At 49.9% G+C, this 19359-nt stretch carries 17 protein-coding genes; 14 read left to right on the top strand and 3 right to left on the bottom strand.

Translation table 11 applies throughout. The features are described from left to right. The 5 genes from infC (at position 1) to EHW58_RS05445 (ending at position 2486) form a co-directional block, all read left to right on the top strand. On the top strand, positions 1-546 hold the full coding sequence (gene infC / locus EHW58_RS05465; RefSeq protein WP_077459463.1) for a translation initiation factor IF-3: 546 nt from the start codon (positions 1-3) through the stop codon (positions 544-546). 96 nt (positions 547-642) lie between these two features. Continuing rightward, positions 643-837 (top strand): 50S ribosomal protein L35, encoded by a 195-nt coding sequence (gene rpmI, locus EHW58_RS05460; RefSeq protein ID WP_025673304.1) that lies wholly within the window; start codon positions 643-645, stop codon positions 835-837. Positions 838-873: 36 nt separating this feature from the next. Continuing rightward, on the top strand, positions 874-1227 hold the full coding sequence (rplT, locus tag EHW58_RS05455) for a 50S ribosomal protein L20 (protein ID WP_025673305.1): 354 nt from the start codon (positions 874-876) through the stop codon (positions 1225-1227). Positions 1228-1395: 168 nt separating this feature from the next. Then, positions 1396-1683 (top strand): hypothetical protein, encoded by a 288-nt coding sequence (locus tag EHW58_RS05450; RefSeq protein ID WP_152795193.1) that lies wholly within the window; start codon positions 1396-1398, stop codon positions 1681-1683. Then, positions 1683-2486, top strand: a complete 804-nt coding sequence (locus EHW58_RS05445; RefSeq protein WP_152795359.1) for a PhzF family phenazine biosynthesis protein — start codon at positions 1683-1685, stop codon at positions 2484-2486. Before EHW58_RS05450 ends, EHW58_RS05445 begins: the two co-directional genes overlap by 1 nt. A gap of 63 nt (positions 2487-2549) precedes the next feature. On the opposite strand, the gene EHW58_RS05440 is transcribed toward EHW58_RS05445, so the two are convergent. Together EHW58_RS05440 and EHW58_RS05435 are read right to left on the bottom strand one after the other, a co-directional pair. Then, positions 2550-3938, bottom strand: coding sequence for a peptide MFS transporter (locus EHW58_RS05440; protein WP_046073257.1), 1389 nt, complete (start codon positions 3936-3938; stop codon positions 2550-2552). A 322-nt stretch (positions 3939-4260) separates the two neighbouring features. Then, on the bottom strand, positions 4261-5289 hold the full coding sequence (locus EHW58_RS05435) for a lipoate--protein ligase (RefSeq protein ID WP_152795191.1): 1029 nt from the start codon (positions 5287-5289) through the stop codon (positions 4261-4263). 439 nt (positions 5290-5728) lie between these two features. On the opposite strand from EHW58_RS05435, the gene pheS reads away from it, so the two are divergent. From pheS to btuD, 6 genes are all read left to right on the top strand, one after another. Next, positions 5729-6712, top strand: coding sequence for a phenylalanine--tRNA ligase subunit alpha (pheS, locus tag EHW58_RS05430; RefSeq protein ID WP_046073255.1), 984 nt, complete (start codon positions 5729-5731; stop codon positions 6710-6712). A 19-nt stretch (positions 6713-6731) separates the two neighbouring features. Then, entirely contained in the window at positions 6732-9134 is a 2403-nt protein-coding gene (gene pheT / locus EHW58_RS05425) for a phenylalanine--tRNA ligase subunit beta (protein WP_152795189.1), read from the top strand. A 405-nt stretch (positions 9135-9539) separates the two neighbouring features. Continuing rightward, complete coding sequence (gene ihfA / locus EHW58_RS05420) at positions 9540-9836, top strand: integration host factor subunit alpha (RefSeq protein ID WP_046073253.1); 297 nt, start codon at positions 9540-9542, stop codon at positions 9834-9836. 170 nt (positions 9837-10006) lie between these two features. Then, positions 10007-11047, top strand: a complete 1041-nt coding sequence (locus EHW58_RS05415; RefSeq protein ID WP_152795188.1) for a succinylglutamate desuccinylase — start codon at positions 10007-10009, stop codon at positions 11045-11047. 62 nt (positions 11048-11109) lie between these two features. Then, positions 11110-12093, top strand: coding sequence for a vitamin B12 ABC transporter permease BtuC (btuC, locus tag EHW58_RS05410; protein WP_046073251.1), 984 nt, complete (start codon positions 11110-11112; stop codon positions 12091-12093). Then, positions 12090-12863 carry a vitamin B12 ABC transporter ATP-binding protein BtuD gene (gene btuD, locus EHW58_RS05405; protein WP_052707987.1) on the top strand — a complete coding sequence of 258 codons (774 nt, stop codon included), beginning with the start codon at positions 12090-12092 and terminating at the stop codon, positions 12861-12863. Before btuC ends, btuD begins: the two co-directional genes overlap by 4 nt. A gap of 16 nt (positions 12864-12879) precedes the next feature. Here the strand turns inward: btuD and EHW58_RS05400 are convergent, their stop codons facing one another. Then, positions 12880-13347 carry a TerB family tellurite resistance protein gene (locus tag EHW58_RS05400; protein ID WP_077577825.1) on the bottom strand — a complete coding sequence of 156 codons (468 nt, stop codon included), beginning with the start codon at positions 13345-13347 and terminating at the stop codon, positions 12880-12882. A 280-nt stretch (positions 13348-13627) separates the two neighbouring features. Here EHW58_RS05400 and hrpA point away from each other — a divergent pair, with 280 nt between their 5' ends. The 3 genes from hrpA (at position 13628) to EHW58_RS05385 (ending at position 19311) form a co-directional block, all read left to right on the top strand. Next, positions 13628-17464 carry an ATP-dependent RNA helicase HrpA gene (hrpA, locus tag EHW58_RS05395; protein WP_255424631.1) on the top strand — a complete coding sequence of 1279 codons (3837 nt, stop codon included), beginning with the start codon at positions 13628-13630 and terminating at the stop codon, positions 17462-17464. Positions 17465-17645: 181 nt separating this feature from the next. Then, the gene (locus EHW58_RS05390; RefSeq protein ID WP_152795184.1) at positions 17646-18281 is read left to right on the top strand and encodes a murein L,D-transpeptidase catalytic domain family protein; all 636 of its coding nucleotides are present in this window, start codon (positions 17646-17648) and stop codon (positions 18279-18281) included. Positions 18282-18453: 172 nt separating this feature from the next. Beyond that, positions 18454-19311: a DNA ligase gene (locus tag EHW58_RS05385; RefSeq protein WP_152795182.1), complete on the top strand. Its 858-nt coding sequence runs from the start codon at positions 18454-18456 to the stop codon at positions 19309-19311. Positions 19312-19359 lie beyond the last annotated feature (48 nt).

The raw sequence follows: 19359 nt of genomic DNA, 5'->3' as shown, positions 1-19359 counted from the left end.
ATTAAAGGCGCAAGAAAAGCCCCGGCAAAGAAAAACGCTCATCGTCTAAACAACGAAATTCGTGGTGTTAAGGAAGTACGTCTGACTGACGCCGACGGTGAACAAGTGGGTATTGTCCCATTTGATGAAGCACTCGCCAAAGCAGAAGAGGCGACTCTTGACTTGGTAGAGATCAGTCCGAACGCTGAGCCGCCGGTTTGTCGTATCATGGATTACGGCAAATTCCTTTACGAGAAGAGTAAAGCTGCGAAAGAGCAGAAGAAAAAACAAAAGACTATTCAGGTTAAGGAAGTCAAATTCCGTCCTGGCACAGATGTAGGCGACTACCAGGTAAAACTACGCAACCTGGTTCGCTTCATTGAAGAGGGCAATAAGGTCAAGGTCACTATCCGATTCCGCGGTCGCGAAATGGCGCACCAAAGCATCGGTGTTGACGTGCTGAACCGCTTGAAAGAAGACACTGCTGAAATTGCTTCAGTAGAAAGCTTCCCTTCACGCATCGAAGGCCGTCAGATGATCATGGTTCTGGCCCCAAAGAAGAAGTAATTCTGGCTTCCAAGTAACATGCGGCTGCGCCCGTTGGGTGCAGCCGCTTTGTTCGCCAAATTGCTATGTTATTAATACAATGCGGAGTTATTCATCATGTCTAAGATGAAATCCAACAAAGGTGCTGCTAAGCGTTTCAAAAAAACAGCTGGTGGCTTCAAGTACAAGCGTGCAACCAAGCGTCATATCCTGACTAAACGTACTACTAAGAACAAGCGTCAGCTTCGTCCAAATGCGGTTCTTCCTGCGTGCGAAAACGCGCAAGTAGCTCGCATGCTGCCATACGCATAAGTTTTTAGTTTTATTATTTAGTTTAGGAGAGAGACAATGGCTCGCGTAAAACGTGGTGTACAAGCTCGTGCACGTCACAAGAGTGTAATGAAGCAAGCGAAAGGTTACTATGGTGCGCGTTCACGCGTATACCGCGTAGCTTTTCAGGCGGTAACGAAAGCTGGTCAATATGCTTACCGTGACCGTCGCAACAAGAAACGCCAATTCCGTCAACTGTGGATCGCACGTATCAACGCTGCGGCTCGCCAAAACGGTATGTCATACAGCCGTCTGATTAACGGTCTTAAAAAGGCATCTATCGAAATCGATCGTAAGATCCTTGCCGATATCGCGGTATATGACAAAGCAGCATTCTCTGTGCTGGTAGAAAAAGCGAAAGCTTCACTGTAATTTTTACAGTAAAGAATTGCTGAGAAGGGAGAGCTTCGGCTCTCCTTTTTTATTATTTATCCCTGCCTAAGTAATTTAACTCTGAGCATACAAAAGTGTGCACTGCTAATGCCTACCCATTACTCGTATCATGATATAGTGTCTGAAAATACCATTAGGGGCATAACGATGAACCAATACGTCTTCTTTTGTCAGCCTAACCACTGTGACCAGTTTACTTACTTGGTCAAGGAAGCCCCCAGTTACCTTGTTGAAAAAGACACATTGTTAGAGCAGGGAATGATCATTGAAGGGGATGTGATTGTTGCTGATTGTGCGGAGACCGCGATTGAAAAATTTCGCCACATTAATCTCAATGCGATTGAAGATTACATTCAGCACGATCCTACCGTTGGCTTTACGACTTTTATTATGGAAATGTATCATTCGCTGCGTCGTCGTCTTGGAGTTAAATGATGATTGTCGATATCTATCAAGTTGATGCCTTTAGCGCGTCATTGTTTCAGGGAAATCCGGCAGGGGTGTGTATCTCGGCGTCCATGTTGGATGAAGCAACCATGTTGGCCATTGCCGAGGAAATGGCGGTCTCTGAAACCGCATTTCTTGCCTTAGATACCATGTCCTTACGCTGGTTTACACCGAAAGTTGAAGTCGCACTCTGCGGTCATGGCACACTCGCTACAGCTCATATTTTAGCTGAGCGTGGTGACGTCAAAATAGGTGACAATGTCACGTTTTATACGCAGTCTGGGCCTCTTGATGTGACGATTCAACGCGAGGGTATAGCCATGGCCTTTCCTGTTCCTGAGCTGACAGAAATAACGCCAAATCCATCGCGGCTAGAAGGTTTAGGTTTACGTGGCTCTGATATCCGCACGAGTTATTCTTTTGGCGAAAAAGAGCTATTGGTGGTTGATTCTGAAGACGATGTAAAAGCGCTGTCTCCTGATTTTGCCGCGTTAAATACGCACCCTGGACGTGGCGTGGTGGTGACTGCGGCAAGCTCTGATAATACGGTCGATATTGTCTCTCGCTACTTCGCCCCTTGGGTGGGGGTGAATGAAGATCCTGTGACGGGTTCGGCGCATTGCGCGTTGGCAGTGTATTGGTCACAAGCGTTGAGTAAAAAGCAGCTTATCGGTTATCAAGCATCCGCACGCGGTGGGTATATCAAGGTGACGCTTAGCGAAGACCATGTGTTGCTACAAGGCCAAGCAGTAACCGTATTCAGCGGAAAGCTGGATTTAAGTAAGACCTAGCAATAATCAGCGCAACTAAAAAAGAGGCCAAACGGCCTCTTTTTCAGTGGTGAAGTGGGCGTGTTAAGCCACTTGCACTTGTTGTTGTTCGATTTCTTCACTTGGTGTGGCGCCGGACTCAGCGCCATGCATCCAACGAATCAGCGTGCCGGATAGCGCGAGTAAGATCACACCGGAAATCGCAGCGGTTGCCGCGATACCGCCGAAGATGGCCATAGCGCCATAATCACCCACATGCGAACCTATGATACCCGCCACATAGTTGGCAATCGCGTTAAAGCCAAACCATGCACCCATCATCAATGAGGCCAAGCGTAGCGGCGCGAGCTTAGTGACCAAGGATAAACCGATCGGCGAGAGACAAAGTTCGCCTAACGTGTGGAAGAAGAACGCGCCCACCAGCCAAAACATCGACGTTTTCACTGTGGTATCGCCACCTTGCTCTAACACCGCGCCAATCATGCACACAAACCCTAGTGCCAACATAAATAGCGCCATGGCGAACTTCACGGGCGAACTGGGCTCTTTAGGGCCTAGGCGTACCCACAGTGAGGCTGCGATGGGTGCACAGACAATGATGAAGAAAGGATTAAGTGATTGGAACCAAGCCGCCGGTATCTCAAACCCACCAACCATACGGTCCGTATACTCTTGGGTGTAAATATTCATCAAGCCACCGGCTTGTTCAAAGCCAGCCCAGAAAATAATGACAAACAAACCCATTAATAAGATGACTTTAAGGCGATCGATTTCTTGCTTCGTCAATGGTGCGTTGGTCTTGGAGTGATTGGCGTCTCGCGCTTGCTGTGCGGCTGGGACTCGACCTATTTCACCTAACCAAGAGTTGGCCATGGTTAGCTGGATCAGCAGGCTGATCACCATACCTACACCGGCGGCGAAAAAGCCATATTGCCAGCCGTAAGCGCTGGTCACAGAGCCAGAGACGAAGCCTGCTAACAATGAGCCAATGTTGATGCCCATATAAAAGATGGTAAACGCACCATCACGACGATGATCGCCTTCATCATAAAGGTCACCAACCATCGTCGAAATGTTGGGTTTTAGCAGGCCACAACCTGTGATGAGCAACGCGAGACCGGCGTATAACGTATGAACAATGTCCAAACCGTATTGTTGAGCAGGAAAAGCTAAGGTGAATTGTCCAATCGCCATCAGTGCACCACCAACGACGACAGCGCGACGTTGGCCAATGAAGTTATCGGCAATCCACCCACCAATCAGCGGCGTGATATAGACGAGGCCAGTGTAGTAGCCATAAAGTTCGAGTGCGTCTTTGGTTGACCAGCCTAAACCACCGTTGATGGTTTGATCGGTTAAATAAAGGACGAGGATGGCACGCATGGCGTAGTAGGAAAAGCGCTCCCAAAGCTCAGTGCCAAAAAGTAAGAACAGTCCCCGAGGGTGACCAAGTATTGTTTTTTGGTTTTCCATAACTATCTAATTATTCGTTGAATGATTGTTGGGTCTGCATGGGGCTAGCCGGGTGCAGGGTGTTGGCGTTAACGCCTTGGTAAAATGGCCTCCTGTATTTTGTAACAAAATATGTAAAACTAGCGTAATGGTTTTTTACCAAAATTAAAAACTATTATTCAAGCCAAAATAGCGTGGATAATAACAGTCTGTCTATTACATGTGGGACATATGACCGGAAGGTGCCTGTCACCTATAGTGACGTGACAGGCGTTTGCGTCTTTGCGTGGGATCAAAGGAGAGGGGATTATGTGATAAAGGTCACTCTAGCCGTGTTCAGCGATCAGGCGATGGCTTGACGTAACCACAGGGCAATATCTTCGTACATCACTTGATGACTTTGGTCTGCGTCGGCCCAGCTCATCACAAAGTGGTAAAGTTTTTCCGGGTGGTAGGCTTGTCCGATCAATTGATTGGCTAGGGTTTCTAGCGGGCCTGGCGTTAAACTATCAGTGAATAACTGGCAATCGATGATTTCTCCATGTTTCACATCCAAGTGCAGCTCAACGCCTCCCCATTCAAAACGCTCATCAAAGGTATGCATGAACTGCGGGCTGTTACCGAAATTCCACGCCCAACTGCACTGTTTTTCATAAATCGCGTCAAACCCCTCGACATCGGGCTTGGCGTCGGGAGAAATATACTCAATCTCAGTGGTATGGCCATAATGGTGGAAAAAGGCGGTTTTAATCGCGTCACACACGCGTTGGTGATCAACGTCTGGGACAAAGTCAGCGATATTGGCCACGCGGGCACGTACAGATGAAATCCCCTTGGCTTGTAGCTTTTTAGGATCAGGGTTGAGGTAGTCACTCAGTCGCGACAAGTTGGCATTAATCAAGAGCGTACCATGGTGAAAGCCACGATCTTTGGCCTCTTTGTAGGCTGAGCCCGATACTTTTCTTGGGCCGTCGGGTGTATCCATGGTGAGGTCATTTCGGCCACTGGCTGACGCACTGATCCCGAGCGTTTTCAGGGCATCGAGTACAATTTGCGTTGATACTGACTTATCATAACCTGGTTTACCCGCCATAAAGGTAAAATTGGTGTTGCCCAAATCGTGAAACACCGCGCCACCGCCGCTTTGTCTCCTCGCCAACACCACGGCATCTTGTTCCATTTTGCGCGTATTACACTCGCGCCATGGGTTCTGTCCGCGTCCAATGACCACTGTATTGTCATTACGCCAGAGGAACAGGACGTTCTGCTGCGAGGACATGGTTCGAAATATGGTGTCCTCCACGGCGAGGTTGAACCAAGGGTGGGTCGACGTCGAAACAAACACACGTAAGGGACGACTGGTGTCTTGCATACTGGCTCCAAGTGTTCGGGAAACAAGTTATTAGGGAAACGCGGTCGGAGGCCAAGTAGAGAGTGGCCACACAAGCTTGTTTGGCAATATAGGCGCTAGAATACCAAACAATGCTTAGCGAGTTATTCGATCAACGCCCATATGCTCGATTTTTACTGGATTGAAGCGCTGAATGACCAATCTACCACCAAAATGACGCCCCTTGTGACCGGATGGCAAGGAAAAATAGCGTAAATGCTGTTTAGCGTTTGGCATTAGTCGTGGCATTAATTAGTATGTAAGGTCAATTTATTACCTGTTCTCTCAGTCAATTGGCATTGAGGCGTATTATTGAGGCGACTCTGTCAGTTTGCTTAGACAATGGGTGAAACCATGATGTCAGCAGGTATTGTCACGCACCTACCTGATTTGGACTGCCCAACGGGTCGACGAGGAAACAATGCAACAATTAGAAGAAATTCTTGCGAATGCAACCAGTGCGGTGGCCGATGCCGCCTCTGTGGCTGCATTGGATGAAGTCCGGGTTAAATTCCTAGGAAAGAAAGGCGAGCTAACCGCACAATTACAGGCGTTGGGCAAACTGCCACCGGAAGAGCGCCGCGAAGCGGGTCAAAAGATTAACCAAGCGAAGCAAACCGTACAACAAGCGATTGCTGAGCGTAAAAATGCGCTTGAGCGCGCCGAGTTGGAAGCGAAGCTTGCCGCAGAAACCATTGATGTAAGCTTGCCGGGCCGTCGTATTGAAAACGGTGGTATTCACCCCGTGACGCGTACCATTGAACGTATTGAGCAATTTTTCGGTGAATTGGGCTTCTCTGTCGCTTCTGGGCCAGAGGTTGAAGACGGTTTTCATAACTTTGATGCGCTGAATATCGCCCCAGATCATCCTGCACGTACCGATCACGATACTTTCTTCTTTAACCCTGATTTGATGTTGCGTACGCATACCTCTGGCGTACAAATTCGTACCATGGAAGCGGGTAAACCCCCATTCCGTATTATTGCCCCCGGTCGCGTTTATCGTAATGACTACGACCAAACGCATACCCCGATGTTCCACCAAGTGGAAGGGTTATTGGTCGATAAAGACATCACCTTCGCTGATCTCAAAGGGATCCTCAACGACTTCCTACGTAACTTTTTCGAGGAAGATCTGGAAGTGCGTTTCCGCCCCTCTTACTTCCCGTTCACAGAGCCCTCTGCTGAAGTTGATGTACGCCGCAAAGGCGGAAAATGGCTCGAGATCTTAGGCTGCGGCATGGTTCACCCGAATGTACTACGTGCGGTGAATATCGATCCAGAGGAATATCAAGGCTTTGCCTTTGGTATTGGCGTAGAGCGCCTAACCATGCTGCGTTATGGCGTGAATGATCTCCGTGCGTTCTTTGAGAACGATTTGCGCTTTTTGAAACAATTTAAGTAATCAGTGGGGCAAGGTAATAATGAAATTCAGTGAATCTTGGTTGAGAGAGTGGGTAAACCCAGCAAACGACACCGACGCGCTTGCCCATCAGATCACCATGGCCGGCCTAGAAGTCGATGAAATTGCACCCGTTGCTGGCGACTTTAGTGGTGTGGTTGTGGGCGAAGTGGTTGAGTGTGGCCAGCATCCAGATGCAGACAAGCTGCGTGTCACCAAAATAAATGTCGGCGAAGATGAATTGCTTGATATCGTTTGTGGTGCACCAAACTGTCGTCAAGGCCTGAAAGTCGCGGTCGCAATGGTTGGTGCGGTATTGCCAGGTGACTTCAAAATCAAAAAAGCGAAGCTGCGTGGTCAACCGTCTTTCGGCATGCTGTGCTCATTTACTGAGCTAGGGATTGATGTCGAATCTGACGGCATTATCGAGCTGCCTGCCGATGCACCGATTGGTGCTGATATTCGTGACTACCTCGCGCTAAACGATGTAACCATCGATGTCGACTTAACCCCGAACCGTGCTGATTGCTTGAGCCTGCGTGGTTTGGCGCGTGAAGTCGGCGTATTGAACCGCGCTGATGTCACCGAGCCGACCATCACTCCGGTCGCTGCCAGCATTGAAGATAAGGTATCCGTGCGTATTGATGCGCCACAAGCGTGCCCACGTTATTTAGGGCGTGTGGTAAAAAATGTGGATCTTAATGCCCAGACCCCGCTGTGGATGCAAGAGAAATTGCGCCGCAGTGGCATTCGCGCTATCGACCCTGTGGTGGATGTCACTAACTATGTGATGCTTGAGCAAGGTCAGCCGATGCATGCCTTTGATCTTGGCAAGCTTGAGGGTGGCATTGTGGTGCGTATGGCAAAAGAGGGCGAAACGCTCACATTGCTCGATGGCAACGAAGCAACACTCAATGCGCAAACCTTGGTCATTGCCGATGAGAACAAAGCCTTGGCGATGGCCGGAATTTTTGGCGGGCAAGACTCTGGCGTCACCACAGACACGCAAGATATCTTACTCGAATCGGCGTTTTTTGCCCCTGATGTGATCCGCGGCCGTGCACGTAGCTATGGGCTACATACAGATTCCTCTCACCGTTTTGAGCGTGGCGTCGACCCAGCTTTACAAGCAGCGGCGATGGAGCGGGCGACTGAACTGCTATTAGCGATTTGTGGTGGTGAAGCGGGAGAGATTGTTACCGCTGAGTCGGCAGAAACACTCCCCACTCGTGACACCGTTACTCTCCGTCGAGAGAAGTTAGATGGCCTATTGGGTCATTCTATCGATAACAGTGATGTACAAGCCATTTTGTCTCGCCTTGGTTGTGCGGTAACGGAAACCGAGAAAGGGTGGCAAGCCACGGCACCTAGCTGGCGTTTTGATATTGCCATTGAGCAGGATTTGATTGAGGAAGTCGGGCGTATTTACGGTTACGACAACATTCCAACCCGTGCGCCTAAAGCGGCACTGACGATGCGCGAATACAAAGAAGCAGCGATGCCACTGAAACGTGTCCGCGATTTGTTGGTTGACCGTGGCTTCCACGAGGCGATTACCTACAGCTTTGTTGAACCGAAACAGCAAGCGCTGATTGTTCCGGATGTTGAGCCGCTGATCCTGCCAAGCCCAATTTCTGCAGATATGTCAGCCATGCGCCTGAGCTTGCTTCCTGGGCTTTTAAACACGGTTGCCTATAACCAAAAGCGTCAGCAGCCTCGTGTGCGTTTGTTTGAATTTGGTTTACGCTTTACCCCGGAAGGCGAGGTCGGTGGTGCCGTTCGTCAATCGAGCATTCGCCAAGAAAGCATGCTTGCGGGGGTAATTGCAGGCCCTGGCAGTGAAGAGCATTGGGATCTGGCGAGCGCGACCGTTGACTTTTTTGATTTGAAAGGCGACCTAGAAGCGGTACTGGAACTCACAGGCAAGTTGAAAGACTTCCGTTTCGTGTCAGCCTCTCATCCTGCCATGCACCCAGGTCAAACTGCCGCGATCGCGTTTGACGGCAAAGTGGTGGGTCACATTGGTACCCTGCACCCTGAGCTTGAGCGTGAGTTTGGCTTAAATGGCCGAACGGTGGTGTTTGAGCTAGAGTGGCAGGCCATTGACGAACGCTTTATTCCCGAAGCGGCAGGACTGTCTAAATTTCCTGCTAACCGCCGGGATATCGCGGTGATTGCTGATCAATCGCTTGCTTCTGGCGATGTGGTGGACGCGTGTTTGCAAAGCGGCAACCCCTTGCTTAAGGACGCACAGCTTTTCGACCTTTACACCGGCAAAGGTGTGGAAGAGGGCAAGAAGAGCTTGGCGATCGCACTGACCTTGCAATCTGATGCGCGCACGCTTGAGGAAGCCGATATCAGTGAAGCCGTGTCTGGTGTTGTCAGCTATTTATCAGAGAAATTAGGCGTTACCTTGCGTGACTAACCTAACGTCATCCCAAAAAGCAGCGGAAACGCTGCTTTTTTTATGCCTAAATGGCCTAACACCTATCCATTTGAAAAACTAAATAAATTCACTATATTTGATGAGAAAGTGTTCAGATATTGATAAAAAAGCCTAATATTAAGCAGCTTAGCCGTCTATTGACTATGCTGGTTGAGAAAACCCTTGTAACATCTTGGTTTGAAAGGTCAATTTTTTGGACAATGTTCTTGCTTTTTTAATGTAAAAAAGTTGGCGCAAATCAGCCAGTTGGCATACACTTGTTTTGAGCTGGCCTTCAAATATCCCTAAAATACAAGGGCTAAAGGCGTATGGGCCAAGTGTAGAATGGTGGTGTCGATACTGCGGTATTGCATATGTGTTCAACAATTCTTGAGGGAAAAACCTATGGCGCTCACTAAGGCCGATTTGGCTGAGAACCTGTTTGAAAATATCGGGATTAGCAAACGGGACGCCAAGGAGACAGTCGAAGCGTTTTTCGAAGAGGTTCGGAAGGCGCTCGAAAGTGGCGAACAGGTCAAGTTATCAGGGTTTGGTAACTTCGACTTGCGAGACAAGAATGAACGTCCCGGTCGAAATCCTAAAACAGGGGAAGATATTCCGATCACGGCGCGCCGCGTCGTGACATTTAGACCGGGCCAAAAACTCAAAGCGCGAGTTGAAAACGCAGACGTTGAAGAATAACGCTGTGTGACCCCGACAGTGGTGACGACACCACACTAGAAAGCCGTGTGCCGATGCGCCACGGCTTTTTAATTTGTCTATACATGATCACATTGTGAGGGGAAAATCCTGGGTTTATTGGTTATCTCGCTGTAACGTTTTGTTGTCTAGTTGTAATAAAAGGAAGCATTATGCTGACAGCACGCCCAGGTGCCTTTATTGATGCCGCATTGACTGCACCTCATGCTTTTACCCCAGACTCATGGCGAGTAGGCTCGCTTACCTTCAATCACAGTGCCCCCGGTATTATTTCGATACAGCCCGATGTCGCCAAGGTTTCGCGTTGCGTCGTATTGTCTTCAGGTATTCACGGTGACGAAACCGCGCCCATTGAGCTCATTGACAGTCTTCTTGCCGATATAATGTCAGAGACATTTACCCCCAATGTGCCGCTATTACTGATTATTGGCCATGCCGAAGCGATTAAAGCGCACACTCGTTTTATTGAAGATAACCTCAACCGCTTATTCGGAGGCTGGAATGAGGAAAAAAACGAAGAGCACTACCTAGCCAATCAGTTGCAACAAGCGGTAAGCGATTTCTTTTCTGCTCAACCGGACAGTATGACTCGTTGGCATCTTGACTTACACAGTGCCATTCGCGAGTCCTATCATTATATGTTTGGCGTGATCCCAACGACGCCAACCCAAAAGGATGTACGCCCATTGGCCGCATTACTCAATGACGCCAAAATGGATGCCACTGTCTTGTCTCAATCACCATCACCGACCTTTAGTTGGTATAGTGCCAACCACCATGATGCGCTGGCTGCAACCTTAGAAATGGGCCGTGTGGCGCCGTTATTTGAAAATGATATGCGAGAGTACGAGCCACTTGATCGCACCTTAAGAGGCTTGTTAAAAGCCGCTACGTTGCCGACTGAATTAGCGCCGATGCGCTTTTATCGTGTGACCCGAACCTTGACCAAGCACACGGAGCAATTTGCCCTCACGTTCCCTTCATCAGCTAAAAACTTCACACCGTTCGAGAAGGGGGCATTATTGGCCACCGACAAGGGACAAGAAATCTATGCCGAGCATGAGGGGGAAGTGGTGATCTTTCCCAATGCCAATGTCCACCTAGGTCATCGGGCTGGATTACTCGCCACGCCCTTTGACCCTAATGTCAATCAGCCACTCTTTGTGCACGCACCACAAAAAGCCTCGGCGTAGCGCTTTTCAAGCTGGCAATCAGTCGGTAAAGTGCGTCACAGTATTGGTTTAATGGATGACGCATGCGAGTGTCAGAACTCACCGCCCGCCAACAGAGCCGTTGGCGGCGCGCGTTACTTACTTTCTCGGCTTTACTGCTGTTGGTGTGTGGGCTTGCGCTGAGTGTGGGCGAGATATGGATCAATCCGTTCGCGCCTGACTCAATATTAGAGCAGCAGTTACTCTTACAGCTTCGCCTCCCTCGTGTACTGGTCAGTGTGATGATAGGGGCCTCACTGGCAATGGCCGGGGCAAGCCTACAAGTGCTATTGGGTAACCCACTCGCGGAGCCCGGTGTCTTAGGCATTTCCGGTGGCGCAAGCATTGCTGTGGTCTTACTGTTATTACTCGCACCAGCTTGGGCGTCGAGTGGCAGTATGGCGGTCACTGCCATGCTGGGCGCGAGCTTGTTTACCTTTATATTAGTGATATTAGCCCGTCGCGCTCTAGCGACGGCACGCATTTTATTGGTCGGTGTTGCTCTGAGCATTTTGGCGGGGGCAGGCGTTACCTTGGCCTTTTATTTCAGTACTGACTTTAATTTGCGCCAGTTAATGGTCTGGTTAATGGGATCACTGTCCGGCATGCGATTGGAGCATGTGGGTATACTGACAATGACCTTACCTTGCATTGCGGTATTGTGGCGATACGGACATAAGCTTGACCAGCTTATGCTAGGAGAGTCTCAGGCGCAGCAGTTAGGGCTAGATACACATCAACTACGTTGGCAATTGATCGCCTTAATTAGCGTTTTGGTCGGGGTATCTGTGGCTGTTGCGGGTGTTATTGGCTTTATTGGCCTCATTGTTCCTCATTACTTACGCCTGTGGCTTGGTAGCCGGAACCGTACCTTGTTGCCCATGTCTGCGTTGGCAGGGGCGCTATTATTGGTCAGCGCCGACACCGTTGGTCGACTTATCCTTCCCTCAGCGGAACTTCCGGTGGGGGTGGTCACCAGTGTGCTTGGTGCCCCATTATTTATATGGATGTTGGTGAGGGCGGGATGATCGTTCACGCTAAAGATTTGAGCTTATCGCCACGTTTACTACCGATGTCCTTATCGGTTGATGCCGGGCAAGTGGTACACCTTATCGGTCCCAACGGAAGTGGCAAAAGCACCTTACTGGAACTCTTGTCGGGCTTGGAAGTGCCGCAATCGGGGAGTGTTTGGCTGCAAGGCCAACCCGTATCAGGACAAACCCGATACGATTTGGCGCAAGTGCGGGGATACCTAATGCAACAACAGCGCCCTGCGTTTGTCATGGCGGTATTTGAATACCTCAATCTCGTGCTCGATAGTGTGCAATTGGCAACCGGTGAGATTCGAGACAAGACGGTCGCGGACGTGGTGTCTCGTTTGGCCATCAGCGACAAGCTCCACCGAAGAATAGACAGCTTATCGGGCGGAGAGTGGCAACGGGTGCGATTGGCGGGCGTCATGTTGCAAGTTTCAAAGGCGTTAAATCCACATGCGCGTTTGCTTTTGCTTGACGAGCCTTCAACCGGACTTGATGTCGCGCAACAGGAAGTGATTTACCAAGAAATGACCGCCTTGGCGCGAGAGCAGGAAATCGCAGTTATCATGGCTAATCACGACTTAAACCGCACCCTAGAGCACGCGGATACGGTTGTGGTGCTTAAACAAGGTCGTGTTGTGTCACTAGGCCCACCGAAAGCGGTATTGACGGATCAGCTGCTCTCAGATGTTTTTGCCACGCCACTGGAACAGGTATCAACCGCCAATGGCCCAGTGATCATGCGCGCGTCCTCGGCATGAGTTTGAACGTTTTGACCTAACTTTCGCTGTCGTCGTTCTCAATCACGTTAAGCTTGGCGCGAATAAACTCGGCATGATCGACATAAAGCAGCTCGGCGGTTTTACGGATCACCGCTTCCTCGAGCGGATCAATGTTCTCATCGGCATATGCGACCGACCACATCGCCTCGATTAACGCTATCCGGGCTTGTGGGTCAAGGTCGCGTAATTTATCCGTATATTCATACAGCGAGGTCGCATGCTCGCTGTGTTGTCTCGCCTCCTCAAGTAATTGCTCGGCTTGTGTCACGTCGAGTGATAGCAACTGGCAAATACGGTTGCGTTTGGTTGTTCTTTCTCGCTCATCAATATCGTGATCGGCCATCGCCACTTCACTTAATAGCCCCGCCATCGCTTGGTGAAGGGATAGCCCGGATTGCTTACCGTGTTGGCCGGTTTCAGCGGCGAGGGCGGATTCGAGTTTTTTAAAAAGCTGTTTTAGCATGGCTGCTCTCCCAAACTGCGGGGTTTGTTGGCCGTCATTATGCGTTTATACGCGACGAACGGCCAATGCGTTTACTTTACGCTGCCACGTTGGTGGTGAGCGCGTGGCTGGCGCGACTTTGATTCTTTTTACTTTGTGATAGGATGCGACACCAATCAACCTTATTTATCGGCTGTGACACTGATAAACGCCTTAAAAGATTAAGCAGTAAGCAGGAATCGCCTTGAGTTCACGTCATCACAACACGCCAGAGACACTGTTTGCAGCACTAAACGATTGTATGCTGCAAGACCGTTTTCGTTTTAAAAAGCGCATCCATGGCGCGCAAAAAATCAAAAAAGACGACGCCAAACAGGCGGTGTACGATCAAATCGCCGCGGAAATGGCGCAGAGTATGCAGCGTGTGCTCGCCCGTCGTGCCAATGCGCCAACCGTTCGCTATCCAGAAGCATTGCCAGTCAGCCAAAAGAAAGATGACATTGCCGAGGCAATCGCGAATAACCAAGTGGTGATCATCGCGGGGGAAACGGGCTCAGGTAAAACCACTCAGCTGCCCAAAATTTGTATGGAACTTGGGCTAGGTGTCGCCGGTACGATAGGTCACACTCAGCCACGTCGCTTGGCTGCGCGCTCGGTCGCCTCACGGATTGCTGAAGAGCTTGACGTCGAGTTAGGCAGCAGCGTGGGCTATAAAGTGCGCTTCAACGACAAAGTCTCAGAGTCGACGCAAGTCAAACTGATGACGGACGGGATCTTGCTGGCCGAAATTCAGCACGATCGGTATCTGAATCAGTACGACTGCATCATTATCGATGAAGCCCACGAGCGCAGCCTAAACATCGATTTTATTCTTGGCTATTTGCGCGAGTTATTGCCTAAGCGCCCCGATCTCAAAGTTATCATTACCTCGGCAACCATCGATCCTGAGCGTTTTTCTAAGCACTTCAATAATGCCCCCATGATTGAGGTGTCTGGCCGGACTTATCCGGTGGAAGTGCGCTACCGCCCATTGGTGGAAGAGGACGATAGCGATCGTGACCAGCTGGAAGCGATCAGCGATGCGGTCGATGAACTGTGTCAGGAAGGGCCGGGTGATATCCTGATTTTTATGAACGGTGAGCGTGAAATTCGCGACACCGCCGATCATCTTCAGCGTCGTCAACTGCGCGATACCGAGATTTTGCCCTTGTACGCAAGGCTTTCTGCTGGCGAGCAAAATCGTGTATTCCAATCTCACTCGGGGCGCCGGATTGTATTGGCCACCAACGTCGCCGAGACCTCGCTAACCGTGCCGGGCATTAAGTATGTGATTGATCCCGGCACGGCACGGATTTCTCGCTATAGCTACCGGACTAAGGTGCAGCGACTGCCGATTGAGCCGATTTCACAGGCCAGTGCCAACCAGCGTAAAGGGCGCTGTGGCCGTGTGTCGGAAGGCATTTGTGTGCGTTTATATAGCGAAGAGGACTTTTTAGGCCGTCCTGAATTTACCGATCCAGAAATTCTGCGGACAAATCTGGCCTCAGTGATCCTGCAAATGACGGCAATAGGGCTCGGTGATATTCAAGCCTTCCCGTTCGTTCAGCCGCCTGATAGCCGTCATATCAAAGATGGTGTCCGTTTGCTCGAAGAGCTGGGGGCGATTAAGCCCGGCCAAGCCACCGATAAACGTAAGCTGACCGCCATCGGTAAAACCTTGGCCAAACTGCCGATTGACCCGCGTTTGGCACGCATGGTGATTGAGGCGCCCAAGCATGGTGCCTTACATGAGGTGATTGTGATTGCCGCGGCCTTGGCTATTCAAGACCCACGTGAGCGTCCGGCTGATAAGCAGCAACAAGCGGATGAGAAGCATCGTCGTTTTGCAGATAAAGAATCGGACTTTTTAGCCTATGTAAACCTTTGGGATTACGTTAAAGACCAGCAAAAAGCGCTGTCGAATAACCAGTTCCGTAAACAGTGCAAAAAAGACTATCTCAATTACCTGCGCGTGCGAGAGTGGCAAGACGTTCACTACCAGATCACCCAAGTGATGAAAGAGCAGAATGCGCAATTCAACCAAGAGCCCGCCAGTTATCAGGCCATTCACATGGCACTGCTCGCTGGGCTATTAAGTCACATCGGTCTGAAAGACCAAGAAAAGAATGAATACCAAGGCGCGCGGAATGCACGATTCCATATTTTCCCAGGCTCTGGGCTTTTCAAAAAGCAGCCTAAATGGGTGATGGTTGCCGAGCTGGTTGAAACCTCGAAACTCTGGGGGCGAATTGTCGCGCGAATCCAACCCGAATGGGTAGAGCCACTGGCGCAGCATTTGATTAAGCGCAGCTACAGTGAACCACATTGGTCACGCAAGCAAGCGGCTGTCATGGCCAGCGAAAAGGTCACGCTATACGGGATCCCGATTGTCGCCAGCCGTAAAGTCAATTATGGCGCCATCGACCCGGTGCTTAGCCGTGAGCTGTTTATTCGTTCGGCATTGGTTGAAGGGGATTGGCAAACCAAACATGCCTTTTTCCGCCAAAATCAAAAGCTGCTGGCGGAAGTGGAAGAGCTTGAGCTGAAATCTCGCCGGCGCGACATTTTGGCAGACGACGATACCTTGTTCGACTTTTACGATCAGCGCCTCGATCATAGCGTCGTCAGCGGGCGTCACTTTGATACGTGGTGGAAAAAGGCACGTCAAGACAATCCCGACCTGCTTAACTTTGAAAAAGCCATGCTACTGCAAGGGGACGCCAGCCATGTCACGGAGCTGGATTACCCCAATTTTTGGCATCAAGGCAACTTGAAACTCAAGTTGAGCTACCAATTCGAGCCAGGCCAAGACCACGATGGGGTGACGGTGCATATCCCGTTGCCGATCCTCAATCAGGTGTCAGAAGAAGGTTTTGACTGGCACGTTCCCGGGCTACGTCACGAGCTGATTGTCGCGCTGATTAAATCGCTACCTAAGCCGTTACGTCGTAACTTTGTACCCGCACCAAACTATGCTGAGGCAATCTTACAGCGCGTGACGCCGATGGAGGCACCTTTGCTCGATAGCATGGAGAAAGCCTTGAAGCAGATGTCCGGTGTCACCATTGAGCGTGACAGCTGGAACTTCAGTCAACTTCCCGAGCATTTGCGTATTCAGTTCCGTGTCGTCGACGATAAGAATCGAACCTTGGCCGAAAGCGAAGACTTAAATGCGCTTAAAGTCTCTCTGAAAGACAAAGTACAAGCGACGTTATCGGATGTGGCGGATGATGATATCGAGCAGCAAGGGATTACCCAATGGAGTTTTGGGGCTTTGCCCCAGCGCTATCAGCAGAAAAAACACGGCTTTGAAGTCAAAGCCTATCCCGCATTAGTCGATGAAAAAGACAGTGTTGCCATTCGTCTGTTCGAAACCGAAGATCAACAACATAAAGCCATGCAAGCGGGGCAGCGTCGGCTTATCTTGCTCAATGTGCCATCACCGATTAAATATCTGCATGCACACTTGCCCAACAAGTCCAAATTGGGACTCTATTTCAATCCTTATGGTCGCGTGTTGGATTTGATTGATGATTGCATCGCTTGCGGGATCGATAAGCTTATCGAGCAACACGGTGGCTTAACCTGGGAGGCGCAGGCATTCGAATCGCTTAAAGAGACGGTGCGTGCTGAGCTAGGCGATACCGTGGTGGAGATAGCGCAACAGGTCGAGCAAATATTGACGCACGCGTTCAATATCAACAAAAAGCTCAAAGGCAAAGTCGATCTTTCCATGGCGTTTGCGATGTCGGATATCAAAGCCCAACTAGAAGGGCTTATCTACAAAGGCTTTGCCACCGAATCAGGTTGGCAGCGGCTGCCTGATATTCTTCGCTACATGAAAGCGATCGAGCGACGGTTGGAAAAGCTACCTGTGGATCCAACCCGCGATCGCAACCACATGCTCAAAATTGAATCTGTGATGAATGAGTACAAGGCGTTGCTGAACAAGCTGCCTAAAGGAAAGCCTGTGCCTGATGAGGTGAAAGCGATTCGTTGGATGATTGAAGAGCTACGTGTGAGCTACTTTGCGCAACAACTCGGCACGCCTTACCCTGTTTCGGATAAGCGGATTAAAAACGCCATTGCGGCGGTTTAAATGCGGCAAGCTTATGCCGCTACGGATTAGATGAAGACGGGTAAAACGTCGATGCGAGATAATTTATATAAATATCAATAAATAATCAAAACCGTGTCACATGGCACGGTTTTTGTTTTTGTCAATACGAACGACAGACAGCTCGGTGGTGCGTGTTGCCGTGGCAAGAAAGGAGCAAAAAATGAAACAAGCAGATGTGGCCCCTTGGTATCGGGTGGTTTTGTATGTATTGGTGCTAAGCATGCCAACCTCGGTTTGGGCCAGTTTTAAAGATGAGGTCAGTGGATTATATCAATCACTCAATCTCGCTGGGGAGGTGTCGTACCAAGCCTTTTCTGATGCGTATCGCCATTTTAAGCACAACCCAAGTAGCAAGCCGGTGATGACACTGATTGATTACGGAAAACCGTCGTCAGAAAAGCGGTTTTGGGTGATCAATGTGAAAAAACGCCAAATGCTATTTCGCTCTTATGTCTCTCATGGCAAAAATAGCGGCGCTTTATATGCAAAGCAGTTTTCTAACAGAATCAACTCGCTAAAAACATCATTGGGGGTCTATCGCGCGGCTGAAACCTACCATGGCAAACATGGCTATTCATTACGCCTCGATGGTTTGTCAAAGGGGTTAAATGACAATGCACGTGAAAGAGCGATTGTTATTCACGGTGCCGATTATGCCCATCCGAACGTGATCAAACAAAGTGGCCAACTCGGTCGAAGTTGGGGCTGCCCAGCGCTACCTAACTATTTATCGGCCCGCGTGATCGATGCGATAAAAAACGGCACTTTTATCTATGCGTTTGCCAGCCAAGCTTGATGATCAAAGGTGTCATAGCGGACGGGCTTTCACGAGTCATTTCACGGTGGACGATGCAACACCTGCGCATTGTTCACCGTGAACACGCGTTCTCTACCAAGAAAAAATAAAGGCATGTTGATACGCCTTCTATCGCGCTAGCGTATGCTCCTTACCACTAAGGAGGAATGCCATGGCACGCCTAAATCCTTTTACTCTATGCTTACTCTCCGCCTTTACCCTGTTTCCTACCAGTGATGCTGATGCTGCACCGTCGGCGCCAGCGTTGATGCATGGTATTGACGGACAGATTGCCGAACAAGACTATCGCGGTTATTGGGCCAGTGAAAAACTCGATGGGATCCGTGCTTACTGGACAGGATCTCGATTATTGACGCGGCAAGGCAATCCTATTCACGCCCCTGAAGCGTTTATCCAATCGCTTCCCCAGACACCCTTAGATGGCGAGTTATGGGCAGGACGAGGAGAGTTTCAAGCCGTACTACGCACTGTGCTTGATGATACGCCGGATGAAGATGCGTGGCAGCGTATTCGCTTTTATGCGTTTGATATGCCCGATCATCCAGGCCAATTCTCAACACGCTATACAGCGTTAAAACAGATCGTATCTAAGACAGCATCGCCGCACTTAGCGTATGTCCCACAGAAGCCTGTGACGAGCAATGAAGCACTTAAGGATAGGTTGGCTACCATCGATGAAGCAGGCGGTGAGGGCTTGATGCTGCATCACCCTGATAGTGTGTATGTGGGTCAGCGGGTAGAAAGCGTCGTTAAGTTGAAAACCTACCAAGAAAAAGACGTGACTGTGGTAGGGATGAATCCTGGCAAAGGGCGGTTACAAGGTTTGATGGGCTCTCTGGTGGTACGCCTGGCTGACGGCACCGAGTTTAGCGTGGGATCTGGCTTTAGTGATGCGCAGCGGGCTGATCCGCCACAGGTTGGTAGTACTATCTTGGTGCGCCATAACGGTGTCACCCAAAAAGGCATTCCACGTTTTGCGCGTTTTATTCGCGAGAAGCCGTCCCTGTAATGAAACCTCCGCCAACGGAGAGTGATACCTCACCGTTGGCGGTGTTGC

This window comes from Salinivibrio sp. VYel1 (assembly GCF_009377945.1).
GTDB lineage: Bacteria > Pseudomonadota > Gammaproteobacteria > Enterobacterales > Vibrionaceae > Salinivibrio > Salinivibrio siamensis.
Note: the sequence above shows the minus strand (reverse complement) of the source record. Positions and strands in the feature narration are given on the sequence as shown.

Coding starts and splice junctions, on each gene's coding strand:
- rpmI (WP_025673304.1), top strand. CDS start 643: ATGTCTAAGATGAAATCCAACAAAGGTGCTGCTAAGCGTTTCAAAAAA.
- rplT (WP_025673305.1), top strand. CDS start 874: ATGGCTCGCGTAAAACGTGGTGTACAAGCTCGTGCACGTCACAAGAGT.
- EHW58_RS05450 (WP_152795193.1), top strand. CDS start 1,396: ATGAACCAATACGTCTTCTTTTGTCAGCCTAACCACTGTGACCAGTTT.
- EHW58_RS05445 (WP_152795359.1), top strand. CDS start 1,683: ATGATTGTCGATATCTATCAAGTTGATGCCTTTAGCGCGTCATTGTTT.
- EHW58_RS05440 (WP_046073257.1), bottom strand. CDS start 3,938: ATGGAAAACCAAAAAACAATACTTGGTCACCCTCGGGGACTGTTCTTA.
- EHW58_RS05435 (WP_152795191.1), bottom strand. CDS start 5,289: ATGCAAGACACCAGTCGTCCCTTACGTGTGTTTGTTTCGACGTCGACC.
- pheS (WP_046073255.1), top strand. CDS start 5,729: ATGCAACAATTAGAAGAAATTCTTGCGAATGCAACCAGTGCGGTGGCC.
- pheT (WP_152795189.1), top strand. CDS start 6,732: ATGAAATTCAGTGAATCTTGGTTGAGAGAGTGGGTAAACCCAGCAAAC.
- ihfA (WP_046073253.1), top strand. CDS start 9,540: ATGGCGCTCACTAAGGCCGATTTGGCTGAGAACCTGTTTGAAAATATC.
- EHW58_RS05415 (WP_152795188.1), top strand. CDS start 10,007: ATGCTGACAGCACGCCCAGGTGCCTTTATTGATGCCGCATTGACTGCA.
- btuC (WP_046073251.1), top strand. CDS start 11,110: ATGCGAGTGTCAGAACTCACCGCCCGCCAACAGAGCCGTTGGCGGCGC.
- btuD (WP_052707987.1), top strand. CDS start 12,090: ATGATCGTTCACGCTAAAGATTTGAGCTTATCGCCACGTTTACTACCG.
- EHW58_RS05400 (WP_077577825.1), bottom strand. CDS start 13,347: ATGCTAAAACAGCTTTTTAAAAAACTCGAATCCGCCCTCGCCGCTGAA.
- hrpA (WP_255424631.1), top strand. CDS start 13,628: ATGCTGCAAGACCGTTTTCGTTTTAAAAAGCGCATCCATGGCGCGCAA.
- EHW58_RS05390 (WP_152795184.1), top strand. CDS start 17,646: ATGAAACAAGCAGATGTGGCCCCTTGGTATCGGGTGGTTTTGTATGTA.
- EHW58_RS05385 (WP_152795182.1), top strand. CDS start 18,454: ATGGCACGCCTAAATCCTTTTACTCTATGCTTACTCTCCGCCTTTACC.